The organism is Sphingopyxis sp. 550A, assembly GCF_053569535.1.
On the sequence record NZ_CM131615.1, the window covers coordinates 780,836 to 798,849 of the forward strand.

The following is an 18,014-nucleotide window of genomic DNA, read 5'->3' on the forward strand; positions in this document are numbered from 1 at the left end:
TAGCTCCTAACAGCCGATGACCATGATACAAAATCCGCCGTCGCGTCCGATCGACCATCTCGTCCGTTTTGGCGCCGCCGATGCGCCTGCGCTGCTGATTGGCGAGCGCGTGACGAGCTATGCCGATCTCGATGCCGGGGTCGGGCGGCTCGCGGCGTGGCTGCTCGATCAGGCGGGCGGCCCCGGCGAGCGCGTCGCGAGCTGGGGCGCAAAGGGCCGCGCAACCTGCCTGATGTCGCTCGCCGCGGCACGCGCGGGGCTGATCCATGTTCCGGTCAATCCGTTGCTGAAAGGACCGCAGGTCGCGCATATATTGGCCGATAGCGGCGCGGTTCTGCTCGTCACCAACGGTTCGCGCGCCGACATGCTCGGCGCCGGCCGGCCCGACGCTTGCGCGGTGCGCGATCTGAAGGTCGCCGAAGAGGTAATCGATTCGGGCGGCGACGGCCTGCCGCTTTCGATCGCCGAGTCCGACGACCTCGCCGCCATCCTTTATACCAGCGGCTCGACCGGGCGGCCCAAGGGGGTGATGCTCAGCCACGCGAACCTGTGGCTCGGCGCCGAAAGCGTCGCTTCCTATCTGAAGCTTTCGCCGCGCGACCGAGTGCTCGGGGTGCTTCCGCTCAGCTTCGACTATGGGCAGAACCAGCTTCTGTCGGCGTGGCACGCGGGCGCCGCGGTCGCGCCGCTCGACTATCTGACCGCGCGCGACGTGGTGAAGGCGGTCGCTCGCCACCGGATCACGACCCTCGCGGGGGTGCCGCCCCTCTGGGTGCAATTGGTCGAAAGCGACTGGCCGACCGAAACGGCGGCGCTGCTCGAACGGCTGACCAACAGCGGCGGCGCGCTGACGCCCTCGCTGATCGACGCAATGCGCGGCACCTTTCCGAACGCCGCCATCTATCCGATGTACGGGCTGACCGAAGCCTTTCGTTCGACCTACCTCGCCCCCGAACTGGTTGCGACGCATCCGACCTCGATGGGGCGCGCGATCCCGCACGCCGAAATTCTCGTCTGCCGCCCCAACGGCAGCATCGCCGACGATGACGAGCCCGGCGAACTCGTTCATTGCGGGCCGCTCGTCGCCAAGGGCTATTGGCGCGATGCGGAGCGCACGGCCGAACGCTTCAAACCCGCCCCCGCCGCCTCGCGCTATGGCGGGACCGCAGTCTGGTCGGGCGATACGGTGCGGCGCGATGCCGAGGGTCTACTGACGTTCGTCGGCCGCGACGACGCGATGATCAAGACCGCGGGCAACCGCGTCAGCCCGACCGAGGTCGAGGATGCCGCGGTCGCCTCCGGCCTGATTTACGAAGCGGTCGCCTTCGGCGTTCCCGACCCGCGCCTCGGCGCCGCGATCGTGCTGATCGTGCGGGGGAAGGGCGCGCGCGACGAAGCGGGGCTCGCGGCGTATCTTCGCCAGAACCTCCCCAATTTCATGCAGCCGCAAGTGATCGAGTGGCGCGACGCCTTGCCGCGCAATCCCAACGGCAAGCTCGACCGGGTGGCGATCGCCGCCGACTGGAAGGTGACGGCATGAAGCCGCACGGTCCGATCCCGCCCGCTTTCCGCGCCGATGCCAGCGGCATGTTGCTGATCGGCGGCGACCGCGCCGAAGCGCTAGCCGATGCGGCGGGGGACACGCCGCTGTTCGTCTATGACAGTGCGATGCTGGCTGCGCGCGTCGCCGAGTGGCGCGCCGCGATGCCGAAGCAGGTCCAGCTTCATTACGCAATGAAGGCGAATCCCTATGCACCTTTGCTCGCCCATATGGCGGGGCTGGTCGACGGGTTCGACGTCGCCTCGGGCGGCGAACTCAAGGCGGCGCTGGCGAGCGGAATGGCGGCGGCGCATGTCAGCTTCGCGGGACCCGGCAAGCGCGACCGCGAACTCGAAGCGGCGATATCGGCAGGTGCGACGCTCAACCTCGAGTCGATGGGCGAAGCCGATCGGGCGCTTGCGATCGCGCAGAGGCTCGGCATCACGCCGCGCCTGGCGGTGCGGGTCAATCCCGATTTCGACCTCAAGGGATCGGGAATGAAGATGGGCGGCGGCGCCAAGCCTTTCGGGGTCGATGCCGCCGGGGTTCCGGTGCTGGTGCGCCGCCTGATCGACGCCGGCGCCGACTGGCGCGGCTTTCATATTTTCGCGGGATCGCAGGCGCTTGACGCTGCCGCCATTGCCGACACGCAGGCGCAGACGGTGGCGCTCGCGGCGCGGCTGGCGAAGGCGATCGGCACCGCGCCGCCGCTCGTCAATCTGGGCGGCGGGATGGGCGTGCCCTATTTTCCCGGCGACACGGCGGTCGATGCCGCAGCGGTTGGCGCGGCGCTGGCGGAAACGCTCGACGGGCGCGATCCGGTTCTGGCGGACAGCGGTTTCGCGATGGAACTCGGGCGCTGGCTCGTCGCCGAGGCCGGGGTCTATCTGACCCGCATCGTCGACCGCAAGACCAGCCATGGCGAGACCTTTCTCGTCACCGATGGCGGGCTTCACCACCAGCTCGCCGCGAGCGGCAATTTCGGCACCGTGATCCGGCGCAACTATCCGATCGCGGTGGCAAGCCGCTTTGGCGAAGCGCCCGCGGAGACGGTGTCGGTGGTCGGCTGCCTCTGTACCCCGCTCGACCGGCTCGGCGATCAGGTTGCGCTGCCGCGCGCCGATGTGGGTGATCTTGTTGCGATTTTTCAGGCGGGGGCTTATGGGGCGACCGCGAGTCCAGCGGCCTTTCTGGGGCAGGGACCGGCGCAGGAAATGCTCGTCTGAACCGCCGGTACGGTTAATTTCTGTGCCAAGGCGGCACAAGGTTCGACAAGCGCGGTGCGAACTTATCCCAATACTAACGGTATGTTCACCCTTTCCGAGCAATGGCTGACCCTGACGCAAAGGCTGTTCTGGCGGGATATGGAGCCTGCACAGGGCCGCGGCCGCTCGAAAGGTGATTTGAATATGATGTCCTTCCCCCTGCTTCGCGCCGCCAAGGCGGCGCTTGTTTCGGGCATCGCCGCCACCGCGCTGACCGGCTGCATGGGCGCGGGCGGCGCCGCGCCGCAATTGCCGAGCGCCAATTTCGTCGCGAATCAGGAAGGACCGGGCGAGGAATATATCATCGGCCCGCTGGACGAGCTTCAGATCTTCGTGTGGCGCAATCCCGAACTGGGCGGCAAAGTGCAGGTCCGTCCCGACGGCCGCATCACCACGCCGCTGATCACCGACATGCCCGCGGTCGGCAAGACGCCGACGATGCTCCAGCAGGACATCAAGCTGCAGCTCAGCCAATATATCACCGATCCGATCGTCAGCGTGATCGTCACCAGTTTCAACAGCACTTTCTCGCAGCAGGTGCGCGTCGTCGGCGCGACCGAAAAGCCCGCGTCGATCCCGTTCCGCGCCAATATGACCGTGCTCGACGCGATGATCGCGGTCGGCGGCCTCGGCGAATATGCGGCGGGCAACAAGGCGCGGCTCGTCCGGTTCGACAAAGGCACGGGCAAGCAGCACGAATATGCGCTGCGCCTCAACGACCTGATCAAGCGCGGCGACATCAAGGCGAACGTCCGGTTGCAGCCGGGCGACGTCATCATCATTCCCGAAAGCATGTTCTGACGCAGGCCCAAGGGGTCCGCACGATGCCGATTGCCAAGGATTAAGAGCAGACGATGAACGGCCTTTACGACGAAATCCGGGTGGTGGTGCACAGCGTCTGGACACGGCGCTGGCTGGTGCTCGGTGTCGCCTGGGGCATCTGTATTCTCGGCTGGCTGGCGGTCGCGTCGATCCCGAACCGCTATGACAGTCGCGCGCGCCTGCTCGTCGAGGTCAATCAGATTCTGCCCGACGACGCCGGCGGCGGTCCTTATTCAGGTGCCCAGCAGATCGACCAGATTCGCGAAACCCTGACCAGCGCGCGCAACCTTGAAAAGGTCGCGTTGACGACGGGACTGATCGGCGCCGACGCCGGCGAGCGCGACAAGGCGGGCGCCGTCGCGATGCTGCAAAAGAATATCAAGGTCGTCCCGCAGCAGCAGAATATCTTCGAAATCACCTCTTCGGTCGGGGTCGGCAGCCTGTCCGACGCCGACAATGCAAAATTGGCGTCGGGCGTGCTCGACAGCCTGATCACCGTGTTCCGCGACGACCAGCTTCGCGGCGGGCGGATGGACGCGCGCGAGGGCCTCAAATTTCTCGATGCGCAGATCGCCGACCGCGAAAAGGGGCTGCGCGAGGTCGAGGCGCGCCGCGGCGCGTTCGAGGCGCAGAATATCGGGTTGATCCCCGGCGGAAGCGGATCGCCTTCGCAGCGCGTCGATGCCGCGCGCGCCGAACTCAGCCAGATCGATTCGCAGCTCGTTTCGGCGCAGGCACAGCTTGCGGCGGCGAACGGCCAGCTTTCCTCAACTCCCGCGACGGTGCCCGGGGTCGGCGGTGTCGGCGGCGGTGTCGCGCGCCAGCAGCTTGCCGGGGCGCAGAACGAGCTTGCGTCGATGCGCGCGCGCGGCCTGACTGACGCGCATCCCGACGTGATCGCGCTCAAGAGCCAGATCGCTTCGCTGAAAGCGATGGCCGATCGCGAAGGCACGGGTGGCGGTGGCGGCGGGATGCAGAACCCCGCCTATGCCTCGCTCGCCGCGATGCGCGCCGATCGCCAGGCGACGGTCAGCGCGCTGTCGGCGCGCAAGACGCAGCTGATGGGCGACATCGCGAAGATCACCTCGCAGCAGATCCAGAACCCCGGCATCGCGGCCGAATATGACCGGATCAACGGCGAATATACCGCGCTGAAGGCGCAATATGACAAGCTGCTCGCCCAGCGCGAGCAGGTGCGGCTGCGCGGCGAGGTGCAGACCGAAACCGACGCGATCAAGGTCGAACTGCTCGACCCGCCGTCGAAGCCGACGAGCCCCGCGGCGCCGAACCGGCCGTTGTTCCTGACCTTGGTGCTTCTGGCGGGGATCGGCGGCGGTATCGGCGCGGCCTTTGCCCTGTCGCAGGTGCGCGCCAGCTATGCGACCGCGACGAAGCTCGAACGCGCGAGCGGGCTGCCGGTGATCGGATCGATCACCGAGGTGGTGACGCCCGACCGCCATGTCGAACGCCGCAAGCGGCTCGTCTGGCTCGGCGGCGGCGCGGCGGCGCTCGTCGGCCTGTATGCGCTGTTGCTGATCGCCGAATTTGTCCAGCGCGGCATGGTCGCGTGAACGGGGAAGACGACATGAACGATCAACGCCCCGTCAAGCGCCCGCCCTCGCTGCTCGAACGCGCCGCCGACATGTTCGGCCTCGACCCCGCAAAGAATGCGGCGACGATCGACGTCTCGAAACTGCCGCCCGAGCCCGAGAAGCAGGCGAAGAAGGCCAAGGCGAAGGAAACGCCCGCCGCCGTGCTGCCACCCGAAGCGCCGGCGGTCGAGGCCGCGCCTGCGGTCGAGCCGGCCCCTGCGCCGAAACCCTCGACGCGCAAGGATGTCGCCAGGGCCGCACCCGCGATCGTGCCCAACCGTCAGGGGACGATCGACCGCGAGCGCCTCGCGGCGCGCGGCATGGTCGTTCCCGGCGCGCCGGTCACCGGCATCGCCGAGGAATATCGCATCGTGAAGCGCGAGATCATCCGCAATTTCGCGGGCACCGCGAACCGCCCGGTCGTGCCGCGCGGCCACCGCGTGCTGATCGCGTCGGCCAATCCGGGCGAGGGCAAGACCTTCACTGCGGTGAACCTTGCGCTCAGCCTTGCGGTCGAGGCCGATCACGACGTGCTGCTGATCGACGCCGACATCGCGAAACCGAGCGTGCTCGAAGCGCTGGGGCTGGCGGAGGGGGCCGAAAGCGGTCCGGGCCTGATGGACGCGCTTGCCGACCCGCATCTGGCGGTGGGCGACTGCCTGATCCAGACCGACATTCCCGGGCTCAAGGTCATGCCCGCGGGCACCCAGCATATGCACGACACCGAATTGCTCGCTTCGGCGCGCACCGAGGCGTTGCTCGCGCAGCTCGAAGCAGGGGCGCCGGGGCGTATCGTCATCCTCGATTCGCCGCCGGTGCTCGCGGCCTCGCCCGCGGCGGTGCTCGCGGGACATGTCGGTCAGCTCATCATGGTCGTGCGCGCCGACCAGACGCTTGAATCCTCGCTGCGCGACGCGATCGGCCTGATGGGCGCGTGTCCGCATATCCAGCTGCTGCTCAACGGCGTCAAATTCTCGCCGGGTGGCCGCCGCTTCGGCACCTATTATGGACAAGGAGGCGCGTCATGAAGCGCACCAGTCTCAAGCTGCGCCGCGGGGCGGCGTTCGCCGCCCTTCTACTCGCCGGAAGCGCGACGGGCGCGCAGGCGCAATTTTCGGGCGACCCGGGCTCGGGCGGCGCGGATACGCCTGCCGCCGGAGGCGCGTCGGCGTCGGATTCGAGCACCGATCGCCAGAGCAAGCGCGGCGAACGCCAGAAGAAGCAGCGTCAGGTCTCCGTCGCGCCCTATCTGGAAGTCGACCAGATTCTCTCCGCCGACCTCAAGAATGGCGGCGACGTACTGACCTATACGACCGTCGCGGCCGGGGTCGATGCGTCGATCGTCACGCGCCGCGTCGAACTTGCGGGCACGCTCCGCTACGAGCATCGCTTTGGCGAATCGGGCGGGCTGCGGGACAGCGACACCGTCACCGGCCTCGCACGCGGAAGACTCGAAGTCTCGCGCGGCTTCAACCTCGAGGCCGGAGCGCTCGCGACGCGGACCAGTGCCGACGGGCGGGGCGCGGTCAGCGGGCTGCTCATCGGTGATGCGGGCAATGCCGCCGACCTCTATTCCATCTATGCCGGACCGACGCTTGCGCAACGCATCGGCAATCTCGACGTCGGGGCGGGCTATCGCTTCGGTTATACGAAGATCGATGTCGGCTCGGCGCCGACCCTCGCGCCCGGTGTGGCGGCACAGGACGTCTTCGACAGCTCGACCAACCATCTCGCCTGGGCGAGCATCGGCCAGCGTCCCGGCGACCTGCCCTTCGGCTGGCAGGTTTCGGGCGGCTACGAACGCGAAGATGCGAGCCAGCTCGACCAGCGGTTCGAGGGCAAATATGCGCGTGCCGACGTGACCGTGCCGATCGGCCCGACCGTCGCACTGCTCGGCGGCGTCGGTTATGAGGATATCGAGATCGGCCAGCGCAGTCCGGTCCTCGACGGAAACGGTGTTCCCGTGCGCGATTCGGCGGGCCGTTTCGTCACCGACAAATCGACCCCGCGCCAGCTTTCGTTCGATACCGACGGGCTGATCTGGGATGCGGGCGTGATGTGGCAGCCGAGCCGCCGCACCTCGCTCACCGCGAAGATCGGCCGCCGCTATGGCGACACCATCTATACCGGCAGCTTCACCTATCGCCCCGACCATGCGACCCTGTTCCAGGTCGGCGTCTATGACGGGCTGTCGAGCCTCGGCCGCGGCATGTCGAGCGGGCTGTCGGCGCTGCCGACGCAGTTCGACCCGACGCGCAACCCGATCAGCGGCGATGTCGACACCTGTGTCTTCGGACAGGGGACGGGCGGTTGCCTCAACGGCCAGATCGGCAATGCCGGGGCGTTCCAATATCGCAACAGCGGCGTTCAGGCGGTGCTGTCTTCGCGCTACGGACGTTGGGCCTATGGCGTCGGGCTTGGCTATGATCGCCGCCGTCTGCTCGTGCCGCACGGCTCGGTTCTCGCCAATCTCGATGGCGTGACCGACGAAAGCTATTATCTGTTCCTGAGCGCGGGGCGTCCGCTGGGCGCCGATGCCGACATCAGCATCACCGGCTATCTCAGCTATTTCGACAATGGCGCCCCCGGAGCGAGCGACGTTCAGTCGGCGGGACTTACGGCCTCCTATTCGCGGCGCTTCTGGCGCGGGCTGACCGGGACCGCCGCCGCGTCGATCAATGCCTTCGACCAGGACGGCTTCAACAGCGAGCTTATCGGTTCAGCCTTGGTGGGACTGCGCTACAACTTCTGATCGGGGAATTTCGATGTACGATCAATATTATGGTTTCACCGGCCGTCCGTTTCAGCTGACGCCCGACCCGGCTTTCTATTTCGAAAGCGGCACCCATCGCAAGGCGATGTCCTATCTCGGCTATGGCCTCGCGCAGGGCGAAGGCTTCATCGTCATCACCGGCGACGTCGGCGCGGGCAAGACGACGCTGGTCGGGCATCTGATGAACACGATCGACCCCAATCGCCTGACCGCGGTCAAGCTGGTGTCGACGCAGGTCGAGGGCGACGACCTGCTCCGCCTCGTCGCCGAACAGTTCGGGATCGAATGGGAAGGGCAGAGCAAGGCCGAGCTGCTGCGCGCGATCGAGCAATATCTGCGCGAACAGGCGCGCGCCGGCCGCCGCACCCTGCTGATCGTCGACGAGGGGCAGAATCTGGCGATCTCGGCGCTCGAAGAGCTGCGGATGCTGTCGAACTTCCAGCTCGGCGACCATTCGCTGCTGCAGATTTTCCTGCTCGGCCAGCCCGAATTTCGCCAGACCTTGTTTCACACCCCCGCGCTCGAACAGCTCCGCCAGCGGGTGATCGCGACGCACCACCTCGACCCGATGGAACCCGAGGAGGTCGAACCCTATATCCTCCACCGCCTGAAGAAGGTCGGCTGGACCGGCAACCCCAGTTTCGCGCCCGAGGCGTATGAGCTGATCTTCGATTATAGCGACGGCGTGCCGCGCAAATTGAACGTGCTGGTCAGCCGGCTGCTGCTGTTCGGCGCGGTCGAGGAACTGCACCGCATTTCGGCGCAGCACGTCCGCAACGTCATCGCCGAGGTCGAGGCCGACCGCGGTATCGACGAGGCAAGCCTCGCGCCGCTGCCGGTCGAGGAGGTCGTCGCGCATGCCGCCGCCGCGGCCGCGCCGCTCGAATGGCCGGCGCCTGCGGCCGCGAACGATCGTCCGCCTTTCGCCGCGCCGGTCGAGCCCGTTGTCGAGCCAGCCGAAGTGGCCTCACCCGCCGCCGCGCTGCAGCCCGTGGCGGATGACGCACAGATCGCCGCGCTCAAGGAGCAGATCGCCAGTCTCGAGGCGCGCATCGTCGAACAGGATGCCGCGCTTCGCCGGGTGCTCGACCTGCTGATCGAGTGGGTCGAACGCGATCCCGAAAATTCGCCCAACCCCGCCCGGTCCGAAGTGTGGGCCGCGTGACGCGCTGAACATCATCGGCTAAGATGCTGATGAAGGTGAGGGAAAATGCAGAACGGCCTGTCGGTCGATGTCGAGGACTGGTTCCAGGTCGGCGCCTTTGAGCGCACGATCGACCGTGCCGACTGGCCGGGGCTCGAATGCCGGGTCGAGGCGAATTGCGACGCGGTGCTGCAAATCTTTGCCGATGCGGGCGCCAAGGGCACTTTCTTCACGCTGGGCTGGGTGGCGGAGCGTTATCCGGCGCTGATCCGGCGGATCGTCGATGCCGGGCACGAACTCGCGAGCCATGGCTATGACCACAAGCGCGTGTTCCAGATGACCGCCGACGAATTCGCGGCGGACCTCCAGAAGGCGCGGGCGATCCTCGAAGATTTGGGCGGGGTAGGGATCCGCGGCTATCGCGCGCCGAGCTTCTCGATCGACACGCGCACCCCCTGGGCGCATCCGGTGCTTGCCGAGCAGGGCTATGCCTATTCGTCGAGCGTCGCGCCCGTCGTCCACGACCATTATGGCTGGCCGCAAAGCCCGCGCCATGTCTGGCGGCCGGTGGCGGGCAGCGATCTCGTCGAATGGCCGGTGACGACCGCGCGGTTCGCGGGACGCACGCTCGCGGCGGGCGGCGGCGGTTTCATGCGGCTGCTGCCCTATGGCTTCACGCGCTGGGCGATCGCGCGAATGAACGCAGAGGGGCATCCGGCGATTCTCTATTTCCATCCGTGGGAGATCGACCCCGGCCAGCCGCGCGTCGCCGATGCGCCGATCAAGTCTAAGATCCGTCATTACAGCGGCCTGTCGGCGATGGCGGGCAAGCTGAAGAAATTGCTTGCCGATTTCGAATGGACCCGCGCCGACGCCCTGCTCCCCGCGCAGCAGGATCGCGCGCAGCCGTGGCGTGTCGCGGCGTGAACGCGCCGGTGCATCCGGTGACGAAGCTGTCGGTTGCGCCGCCGGATAATGCGGCGTCATGGGACGCCTATGTTGCGGCTCATCCCGATGCCACGCCCTTCCATAGCCGCGCGTGGTGCGAGGCGATCACGAAGGCGACGGGGCACACATGCCATGTGCTCGCGGCGCATGATGCGGCGGGGGCCATCGTCGGCCTGCTGCCGCTTCACCATATCCGCTCGCCGCTGTTCGGGCAGGCGCTCGTCGCGACCGGCTTTGCCGTCGATGGCGGGCTGCTCGCCGACGATGATAATGCGGCGGCGGCGCTTGCCGACGCGGCAGCTGCCCTCGCTGCATCGCTGGGTGTCTCATCGGTCGAACTGCGCGGCGGTCCCTTGCCCGAAGGCTCGGGCTGGCGGGTCGAAGACGGCGTATATGCCGGTTTCGCGCGCGACCTGGCCGCCGATGACGATGCCGAATTGCTCGCTATCCCGCGCAAACAGCGCGCCGAGGTGCGCAAGGCGATCGAAAGCGGGCTGACCGTGACGACGGGCCGCGACGCCGCCGAACGCCGCGATCATTATCGCATCTATGCGACGAGCGTCCGCAATCTCGGCACGCCGGTGTTCCCGAAGGCGCTGTTCGACGCGGTGCTCGATGCCTTCGGCGACGATGCCGACATATTGACCGTGCGCGACGGCGGGAAGCCGGTGGCGAGTGTGCTCAGCCTTTACTGGCGCGGCACGGTGATGCCCTATTGGGGCGGCGGCACCGCCGAGGCGCGGAGCCTTCGCGCCAACGAACGCATGTATTACGCGCTGATGTGTCATGCCCGCGCCAAGGGCTGCACGCGCTTCGATTTCGGGCGCTCGAAGGTCGGAACGGGACCTTTCGCCTACAAGAAGAATTGGGGTTTCGAGCCACGCCCGCTCGTCTATGCGCGCTGGCTCGCGCCGGGCGAAACCCCGCGCGACACCAACCCCAACAGCGCCAAATATAGGCTACAAGTCGACCTCTGGAAGAAACTGCCGCTGTGGGCGGCGAACCGCATCGGCCCGCTGATCGCGCGCGGGTTGGGGTAATGGCCGAAATATTGTTTCTGGTGCATCGCGCGCCATGGCCGCCCGACCGCGGCGACCGCATTCGCAGTTGGCATATGGTCGAGGCGCTGGCGAAGCTCGCGCCGGTGCATGTCGCCGCGCTTGCCGACAATGAGGCTGATGCGGCAGCGGCGCGGGCCAAGATGGCGCCGCTTTGTAAGAGTTTGTGCATCGAAGTGCGTAAGGTTTCGCGCCCCGCCGCGCTGGCGCAGGCGGTGCTGCGCGGCGAGCCGGTATCAAACCGGCTGTTCCGGAATGCCGCGCTCGCCGAGCATGTCGGGGCGCTGCTCGCGCTCGGCACCGTCACCCATATCGTCGCTTTCTCGGGCCAGATGGCGCAATATCTGCCGACGCGGTTCGGCGGGCCGGTGATCATGGATTTCGTCGATGTCGATTCGGCGAAGTTCGCCACTTACGCGGAGCAGGACAAGCGCCAGCCGCTGAACTGGGTCCATGCGCGCGAGGCGAAAAAGCTCGCCGCGTTCGAAGCCGAGGTCGCGCGCCAGGTCGACACCAGCCTGTTCGTCAGCGAGGCCGAAGCGGCCTTGTTCCGCGAACGGAGCGGGCTCGGCGGCGATATCGTCTTCGCGGTCGAGAATGGCATCGACACCGATCGCTTCGATCCCGCGCTGCCGTTCGACCGTGTCGGCGAGGGCGAAGGGCCGCTGGCGGTATTCACCGGCCAGATGGACTATCGGCCGAACATCGACGCGGTGCAGAGGTTCGTCGCCGACGTCCTGCCGCTGATCCGCAAGGCGCGTCCGGCAGCGCGTTTCGCGATCGTCGGCCGCGCCCCGCCTGAAGAGGTGCGTGCGCTGGCGGCGCTGCCCGGCGTGACCGTCACCGGCGAGGTGCCCGACGTTCGCCCGTGGCTCGCGGCGGCGGATGCGGTCGTCGCGCCGCTGCTGCTGGCGCGCGGGGTGCAGAACAAACTGCTCGAAGCGATGGCGATGGCGCGGCCGGTGGTCGCGAGTGCCGCCGCCGCGACCGGAATCGACGCGGTGGACGACGAGCATCTGCTCGTTGCCGATGACGCGGCGGCGATGGCGGCAGCGGTAGGACGCCTGTTCGACGACCCCGCCGCTGCGGCCACAATGGGCAAGGCAGCGCGCGCGCGGATGATCGCGCGCTATGGCTGGGACGCACGGCTCGCGCCGCTCGCCGACTTGCTGGGGCTGGACGCGTGACGCGCTGGCAGCGGCATCTCGCGGCGCTGGCGATCCTGTCGGCGGTGATCCTCGCGATTTTTCACGCCGATGCCGTCGATATGATCGGCATCTGGTGGCATAGTTCGACCTTCACCCATTGCCTGTTGATGGTGCCGATGATCGGCTGGCTGGTGTCGCAGCGCGCCGCGTTGCTGAGACCGTTGACGCCGGCTTATTGGTGGCCCGCGCTGATCTGGATGGCGGGCGCGGGGCTGGTCTGGCTTGTCGGCGAGGCGGCGGGGGTCGGGCTGTTCCGCCAGCTTGGACTGATCCTGATGTTGCAGGGGGCGGTTGCGGTCACGCTCGGCGAGAAACTGGTGCGCGCTCTGCTCTTTCCGCTCGGCTATGCGCTGCTGCTGGTGCCGTTTGGCGAGGAGCTGGTGCCGTTGCTCCAGACGCTCACCGCGAAGATCAGCATCGCGCTGCTTCACCTGTCAGGGCTTTCGGCCGAGATCGAGGGCGTGTTCATCACCACCCGCGCGGGCTTCTTCGAGGTGGCCGAGGCCTGCTCGGGGGTCAATTTCCTGATGGCGATGCTCGCCTATGCGGTGTTCGCGGCGCACCTCTGTTTCAAAAGCTGGACGCGGCGGATCGTCTTCGTCGCGCTCGCGCTCGCGACGACGGTGCTCGCCAATGCGCTGCGCGCTTATGGCACGATGGTTGCCGCCGAAATCTGGGGGATCGACCGTGCGGGCGGGATTGACCATGTCTTCTATGGCTGGGTCTTTTTCGGGCTCGTCATCCTGCTCGTGATGCTGATCGCGCGGCGCTGGTTCGACCGGCCCGCGAACGACATCGCGGTCGATGTCGCTGGCCTCGATGGCCTGCCGCGCCATGCGCGGGCGGCGAAGGGGGTTCTTCCCGCCGCGCTCGCGCTGCCCCTGCTCTTCGCCGCCTGGGGCTGGCTGGTCGGCGGTCGTTCGGCGCCGTTGCCCGAAGCCATGTCGATTGCGGCCCCTGCCGGATGGAGTGTCGCGGCGCGGGAACGGGCGGTATGGATGCCGCGCTTCGACGGCGCAGACCAGCGGTTGGTCCGCGATTTCACCGATGCGAAAGCGCGCCGCGTCACCGTCGCGATCGGCGGCTATGCGCGGCAGGCCGAGGGGCGCGAGGTCGTCGCTTATGGTCAGGGCGCGGTCGACCCCGACAGCAAATGGGCGTGGAGCGCGGCGCTGCCACCGGTCGAGGGCGCCAAGACCGAGCGTTTGCTCCATCCCGGCCCGGTACTGCGCGACGCGGCGACCTGGTATGTCGTCGACGGTCGCGCGACGGGCAACCCGCGCGGCGCCAAACTCGCCGAGTTGAAGGCGCGATTGCTTGGCGGCGACCCGCGCGCGCTGTCGCTGATCGTGTCGAGCGAGGAGGGGCAAGGCGGCGCGCAAGCGATCAGCGATTTCGTTTCCGCGTCGGGCGGAGCGCAGGCGATGGCTGACCGCGCGCTGAAACTGCGCTAAGGCCGCTTCCTATATGTGCGGGATCGCAGGCATTTATCATCTGGAGACGGCGAAGCCGGTCGACCCCGCGCGCGTCCGCGCGATGTTGCACCCGATGGCGCATCGCGGCCCCGACGGATCGGGCGACTGGACCGCGCCGGGCGTCGGGCTCGGCCACCTCCGCCTGTCGATCATCGACATCGCGGGCAGCCCGCAGCCGATGGCGAGCGACGACGAAGCGGTGACGCTCACCTACAACGGTGAAATCTATAATTTCCGCGAGTTGCGCGCCGAACTCGAGGATCGCGGCCACCGCTTTCGCACCAGCGGCGACACCGAAGTGATCATCGCGGCGTGGCGGCAGTGGGGCGTCGAATGTCTGTCGCGCCTCAATGGCATGTTCGCTTTCGCGATCCACGACCATGCGCGCGGCTGCCTGTTCCTCGCGCGCGACCGGCTGGGGGTGAAGCCGCTCCATCATGTCCGCCTGTCGGATGGATCGGTCGCGTTTGCGTCGGAACTCAAGGGCCTGCTCCGTCACCCGCTGCTGCGGCAGGAGGCCAATCTGTCGGCGGTCGAGGATTTCCTGGCGCTGGGCTATGTTCCCGACGATGCCTGCATCGTCGCGGGGGTCGAGAAACTGGCCGCGGGTCATTATCTCCTCCTCGAACGCGGCAAGCCCGTTTCCGCGCCGACGCGCTGGTGGGCGCCCGATTTCTCGAAGCGCGTCCGGGCGAGCGAAGGCGAGGCCGCCGAACATCTGGTCCACCTGATGCGTACGGCGGTGACCGACCGCATGGTCGCCGACGTGCCGCTCGGCGCCTTCCTGTCGGGCGGCGTGGACAGCAGCGCGGTCGTGGCTCTGATGGCCGAGGCGAGCGCCAAGGCGGTCAAGACCTGCACGATCGGCTTCGACCAGGCGGCGCTCGACGAGACCGCTTACGCCCAGCAGATCGCCGAGCGCTTCGCGACCGATCATCGCACCCGTACCGTCGCCGCGGGCGATTTTGCGCTGATCGACCGGATCGCCGACATGTTCGACGAGCCTTTTGCCGATGCGAGCGCGCTGCCGACGTACCGCGTCTGCGAACTCGCGCGCGAGGAGGTGACCGTCGCGCTCTCGGGCGACGGCGCCGACGAGGCGTTCGCGGGATATCGCCGCCTCGTCTTCCAGCATCAGGAGGAACGGCTGCGGGGGATGATCCCGCGTTTCCTGCGCAAAGGGCTGTTCGGCCCGCTGGCGCGCGTCTGGCCGCAGATGGACTGGGCGCCGCGTCCGCTGCGCGCGCGCGCGACGTTGGCGAGCTTATCGCGGAGCGGAGCGGAGGGCTATGCCGAGGCGGTCGGGGTGACCGGCCCCGCGCAGCGCGCGCGCCTGTTCAACGACGCTGCGGTCCATGCGCTCGGTGATCATATCGGCGAAGCGCGTTACTGGAAGGCGATGGCCGAGGCGCCCGCCGCCGAGCCGCTCGATCGCGCCCAATATGCCGACCTGATGATCTGGCTCCCCGGCGACATATTGACCAAGACCGACCGGATGAGCATGGCGGTCAGTCTTGAGGCGCGCGAGCCTTTGCTCGACTATCGCCTGATCGAATTTGCTGCGACCTTGCCCGCGTCGATGCGCGTGCAGGGCGGCACCGGCAAGGCGATCCTCAAGAAGGCGATGGAGCGTTACCTGCCGCACGACATTCTCTATCGTCCCAAGATGGGGTTCGTGACGCCGGTGTCGCACTGGTTCCGCGGGCCGCTGGTCGAGCAGGCGAAGGCGCTCGCGACGTCGTCGACGCTGACGCGCTCGGGCTGGTTCGACATGGCCGAGATCGAACGCATCGTCGCCGCGCACCAGTCGGGCCGCCGCGACCATGGGCGGCTGATCTGGCAATTCTTCATGCTGGAGAAATCGCTGGCGAAGCTGTTCGGGATTTGACGCCTGATGGTCGCCGTGGGGTGAGGAGTGGAAATTTCCGCTACTTTCGTCATCCCGGCGAAGGCCGGGATCTCGCCGGTGCGTCATGGCGATAGGGCGAGATCCCGGCCTTCGCTGGGATGACGAAGTTGGGGCGTTAGCAGCCATCTCGATCTGCGGAGAGTGATAGAAGGACGTAGATGAATCGCCACGCCCTCTTAACGACTTGCTGCTAGGCTCGCCGCCGATGACGGTCCACCCCGCCTTTCCGATCAGCGCCGCCGATGCCGCGCCGCTTGCCGTGCGTGTCGCCGACCCGCTGTCGCTTTCGGACGAGTTGGCAAAGGCGTGGGACCGGCTGGCGGACGAGGCAAGCGAGCCGAATCCCTTTGCCGAACGCTGGTGCCTGCAACCCGCGCTGCACCTGCTCGACCCCGAGCGGCGGGCGCGATTGGTGATGGTGCGGGCGGACGGTGCAGGGCCACTGATCGGCGTGATGCCGCTCGCGCCCGCGGTGAAATATGGGCGTCTGCCGCTCCGGCATGTAACCGGGTGGGCGCACGCCAATCACTTTCATGGCGCGCCGCTGGTCCGCGCCGGGATGGAGCCGCTTTTCTGGTCGATCCTGCTCGGCTGGTGCGACGCCGCGAACTGGACGCAAACCTTGCTCCATGTGCCGCGCCTGACCGAGGACGGGCCGTTGCATCGCGCGCTGGTCGAGGTTGCGCGTGGACGCGGGGGCGAGGCGGAAGTCGTCCACCGCGAGGAGCGCGCGCTCCTCGACAGCAACCTGTCGGCCGAAGCCTATTGGGATGAAGCAGTGCGCGCGAAGAAGCGCAAGGAGCTTCGCCGCCAGGCGAACCGGCTCGCCGAACAGGGTGCGATGGCCTTTCGTCATTGGCGGTCCGATGAGGCGGTCGAGCCTTGGATCGACGCGTTTCTCGATCTCGAGGCGCGCGGCTGGAAAGGCCGGGCCGAATCGGCGCTCGCCAGCCATGGCGAGACCGAAGCGTGGTTTCGCGCGATCGTCGCGGCCGCCGCCGGCGCCGGCAAGCTCGACATGCGCCTGCTCGCGCTCGACGATCGGCCGCTCGCGATGTTGATCAATTTCCTCTGTCCGCCGGGCGGCTTTTCGTTCAAGACCGCGTTCGACGAGGATTTCGCCCGCTTCTCGCCCGGCGTGCTGCTGCAACAGGCGAATCTCGATCTGTTGGGCGACGATCGCATCGACTGGGTCGATAGCTGCGCCGCGCCCGGCCATCCGATGATCGACAGCGTCTGGCGCGAGCGCCGCCATCTCGTCTGGGTCAACGCGCCGCTTGCGGGCGGCGCCGACCGGCTGCGCTTCAAGGCGCTGGTCGGCGTGGAAAAAATGTGGCGGCGCTGGAAACGCGCCGCGTCTGCTGAAAATAATCTATAGGAATCGCCATGACGGCCCATCAGACCATCGACCAGCCCGTCTTTCCCGCCGAAACGCTCGCGCGGATGGAGGCGCTCTATCCCGCGGAGGCGGGGCTGCTGCATCATCGCCTGCCCGACCATCCCTTGCTGTCGCTCGACGCGCTGGCGGCGCTCGGCGAAAACCTGCCCGACGCGCAGGTCGAATATAATCCCGGCGAACTGCCGATCGGGATCCGGCCCGAGGATATCCCGTCGAACGGCCTGTCGATCGGCGAGACGATCCGCACGATCGACACCAACCGCAGCTGGGCGGTGCTCAAGAATATCGAGTCAGTGCCCGGCTATCGCACATTGCTGATGGATCTGCTCGGCGAGCTCGAACCGGTTGTCGCGCCGCGCACCGGGGCGATGCTGACGCCGCAGGGATTCATCTTCATTTCCTCGCCCGGATCGATCACGCCGTTCCACTTCGATCCCGAGCATAATATCCTGCTGCAATTGCGCGGCACCAAGGTGATGAACGTCTGGCCCGCGGGCGACGAACGTTTCGCGCATCGCACCGAACATGAGCGATATCATCTGGGCGGGCACCGCAATCTGCCGTGGCAGGAGGAATTTCGCGATCGCGCGCAGCAGGTGCCGCTCGGTCCGGGCGACGCGGTGCTGATGCCGGTGATGGCGCCGCATTTCGTCGCCAATGGCGACGCGCCCTCGATCTCGCTGTCGATCACCTGGCGCAGCGAATGGAGTTACCGCGAATCCGAGGCGCATGCCGCCAACGCGACGCTTCGCCGCATCGGCCTCGACCCCGCGATGCCGCCGCGCTGGCCGAGCTATGCCTGGGCGAAAACCGTCGGCTGGCGGGTGGCGCGGAAGCTGAAACTCGTGTCCTGAACCGACGTTACAGATTGCTTTCAATTC

At 67.4% G+C, this 18,014-nt stretch carries 14 protein-coding genes; all 14 read left to right on the top strand.

The window, feature by feature from the left end; genetic code table 11:
* Positions 1-16 precede the first annotated feature (16 nt).
* Positions 17-1,540, top strand: a complete 1,524-nt coding sequence (locus tag ACVENA_RS03800) for an acyl-CoA ligase (AMP-forming), exosortase A system-associated (RefSeq protein WP_449327713.1) — start codon at positions 17-19, stop codon at positions 1,538-1,540.
* The gene (locus ACVENA_RS03805; protein ID WP_449327714.1) at positions 1,537-2,766 is read left to right on the top strand and encodes a pyridoxal-dependent decarboxylase, exosortase A system-associated; all 1,230 of its coding nucleotides are present in this window, start codon (positions 1,537-1,539) and stop codon (positions 2,764-2,766) included. Before ACVENA_RS03800 ends, ACVENA_RS03805 begins: the two co-directional genes overlap by 4 nt.
* A gap of 186 nt (positions 2,767-2,952) precedes the next feature.
* Positions 2,953-3,606 carry an XrtA/PEP-CTERM system exopolysaccharide export protein gene (locus ACVENA_RS03810; RefSeq protein WP_414713086.1) on the top strand — a complete coding sequence of 218 codons (654 nt, stop codon included), beginning with the start codon at positions 2,953-2,955 and terminating at the stop codon, positions 3,604-3,606.
* 53 nt (positions 3,607-3,659) lie between these two features.
* The gene (locus tag ACVENA_RS03815) at positions 3,660-5,198 is read left to right on the top strand and encodes an XrtA system polysaccharide chain length determinant (RefSeq protein ID WP_449327715.1); all 1,539 of its coding nucleotides are present in this window, start codon (positions 3,660-3,662) and stop codon (positions 5,196-5,198) included.
* Positions 5,199-5,212: 14 nt separating this feature from the next.
* On the top strand, positions 5,213-6,247 hold the full coding sequence (locus tag ACVENA_RS03820; RefSeq protein ID WP_449327716.1) for an AAA family ATPase: 1,035 nt from the start codon (positions 5,213-5,215) through the stop codon (positions 6,245-6,247).
* Positions 6,244-7,971, top strand: coding sequence for a hypothetical protein (locus tag ACVENA_RS03825; protein ID WP_449327717.1), 1,728 nt, complete (start codon positions 6,244-6,246; stop codon positions 7,969-7,971). The genes ACVENA_RS03820 and ACVENA_RS03825 overlap by 4 nt, the downstream gene beginning before the upstream one ends.
* A 13-nt stretch (positions 7,972-7,984) precedes the next feature.
* Positions 7,985-9,157 (top strand): XrtA/PEP-CTERM system-associated ATPase, encoded by a 1,173-nt coding sequence (locus tag ACVENA_RS03830; protein ID WP_449327718.1) that lies wholly within the window; start codon positions 7,985-7,987, stop codon positions 9,155-9,157.
* 45 nt (positions 9,158-9,202) lie between these two features.
* Positions 9,203-10,063: an XrtA system polysaccharide deacetylase gene (locus tag ACVENA_RS03835; RefSeq protein ID WP_449327719.1), complete on the top strand. Its 861-nt coding sequence runs from the start codon at positions 9,203-9,205 to the stop codon at positions 10,061-10,063.
* The gene (locus tag ACVENA_RS03840; RefSeq protein ID WP_449327720.1) at positions 10,060-11,124 is read left to right on the top strand and encodes a FemAB family XrtA/PEP-CTERM system-associated protein; all 1,065 of its coding nucleotides are present in this window, start codon (positions 10,060-10,062) and stop codon (positions 11,122-11,124) included. The genes ACVENA_RS03835 and ACVENA_RS03840 overlap by 4 nt, the downstream gene beginning before the upstream one ends.
* Positions 11,124-12,329 carry a TIGR03087 family PEP-CTERM/XrtA system glycosyltransferase gene (locus ACVENA_RS03845; protein WP_449327721.1) on the top strand — a complete coding sequence of 402 codons (1,206 nt, stop codon included), beginning with the start codon at positions 11,124-11,126 and terminating at the stop codon, positions 12,327-12,329. Before ACVENA_RS03840 ends, ACVENA_RS03845 begins: the two co-directional genes overlap by 1 nt.
* Positions 12,326-13,804 (top strand): exosortase A, encoded by a 1,479-nt coding sequence (xrtA, locus tag ACVENA_RS03850; RefSeq protein ID WP_449327722.1) that lies wholly within the window; start codon positions 12,326-12,328, stop codon positions 13,802-13,804. Before ACVENA_RS03845 ends, xrtA begins: the two co-directional genes overlap by 4 nt.
* Positions 13,805-13,817: 13 nt before the next feature.
* Positions 13,818-15,713, top strand: a complete 1,896-nt coding sequence (locus tag ACVENA_RS03855) for an XrtA/PEP-CTERM system amidotransferase (protein WP_449327723.1) — start codon at positions 13,818-13,820, stop codon at positions 15,711-15,713.
* A 226-nt stretch (positions 15,714-15,939) separates the two neighbouring features.
* The gene (locus ACVENA_RS03860) at positions 15,940-17,112 is read left to right on the top strand and encodes a GNAT family N-acetyltransferase (RefSeq protein WP_449327724.1); all 1,173 of its coding nucleotides are present in this window, start codon (positions 15,940-15,942) and stop codon (positions 17,110-17,112) included.
* 8 nt (positions 17,113-17,120) lie between these two features.
* Positions 17,121-17,987: a cupin-like domain-containing protein gene (locus ACVENA_RS03865; RefSeq protein ID WP_449327725.1), complete on the top strand. Its 867-nt coding sequence runs from the start codon at positions 17,121-17,123 to the stop codon at positions 17,985-17,987.
* Positions 17,988-18,014: the final 27 nt, after the last annotated feature.

Bases quoted from the DNA above. Each gene is read 5' to 3' on its own strand.
- ACVENA_RS03800 (WP_449327713.1), top strand. From the start codon at position 17: ATGACCATGATACAAAATCCGCCGTCGCGTCCGATCGACCATCTCGTC.
- ACVENA_RS03805 (WP_449327714.1), top strand. From the start codon at position 1,537: ATGAAGCCGCACGGTCCGATCCCGCCCGCTTTCCGCGCCGATGCCAGC.
- ACVENA_RS03810 (WP_414713086.1), top strand. From the start codon at position 2,953: ATGTCCTTCCCCCTGCTTCGCGCCGCCAAGGCGGCGCTTGTTTCGGGC.
- ACVENA_RS03815 (WP_449327715.1), top strand. From the start codon at position 3,660: ATGAACGGCCTTTACGACGAAATCCGGGTGGTGGTGCACAGCGTCTGG.
- ACVENA_RS03820 (WP_449327716.1), top strand. From the start codon at position 5,213: ATGAACGATCAACGCCCCGTCAAGCGCCCGCCCTCGCTGCTCGAACGC.
- ACVENA_RS03825 (WP_449327717.1), top strand. From the start codon at position 6,244: ATGAAGCGCACCAGTCTCAAGCTGCGCCGCGGGGCGGCGTTCGCCGCC.
- ACVENA_RS03830 (WP_449327718.1), top strand. From the start codon at position 7,985: ATGTACGATCAATATTATGGTTTCACCGGCCGTCCGTTTCAGCTGACG.
- ACVENA_RS03835 (WP_449327719.1), top strand. From the start codon at position 9,203: ATGCAGAACGGCCTGTCGGTCGATGTCGAGGACTGGTTCCAGGTCGGC.
- ACVENA_RS03845 (WP_449327721.1), top strand. From the start codon at position 11,124: ATGGCCGAAATATTGTTTCTGGTGCATCGCGCGCCATGGCCGCCCGAC.
- ACVENA_RS03855 (WP_449327723.1), top strand. From the start codon at position 13,818: ATGTGCGGGATCGCAGGCATTTATCATCTGGAGACGGCGAAGCCGGTC.
- ACVENA_RS03860 (WP_449327724.1), top strand. From the start codon at position 15,940: ATGACGGTCCACCCCGCCTTTCCGATCAGCGCCGCCGATGCCGCGCCG.
- ACVENA_RS03865 (WP_449327725.1), top strand. From the start codon at position 17,121: ATGACGGCCCATCAGACCATCGACCAGCCCGTCTTTCCCGCCGAAACG.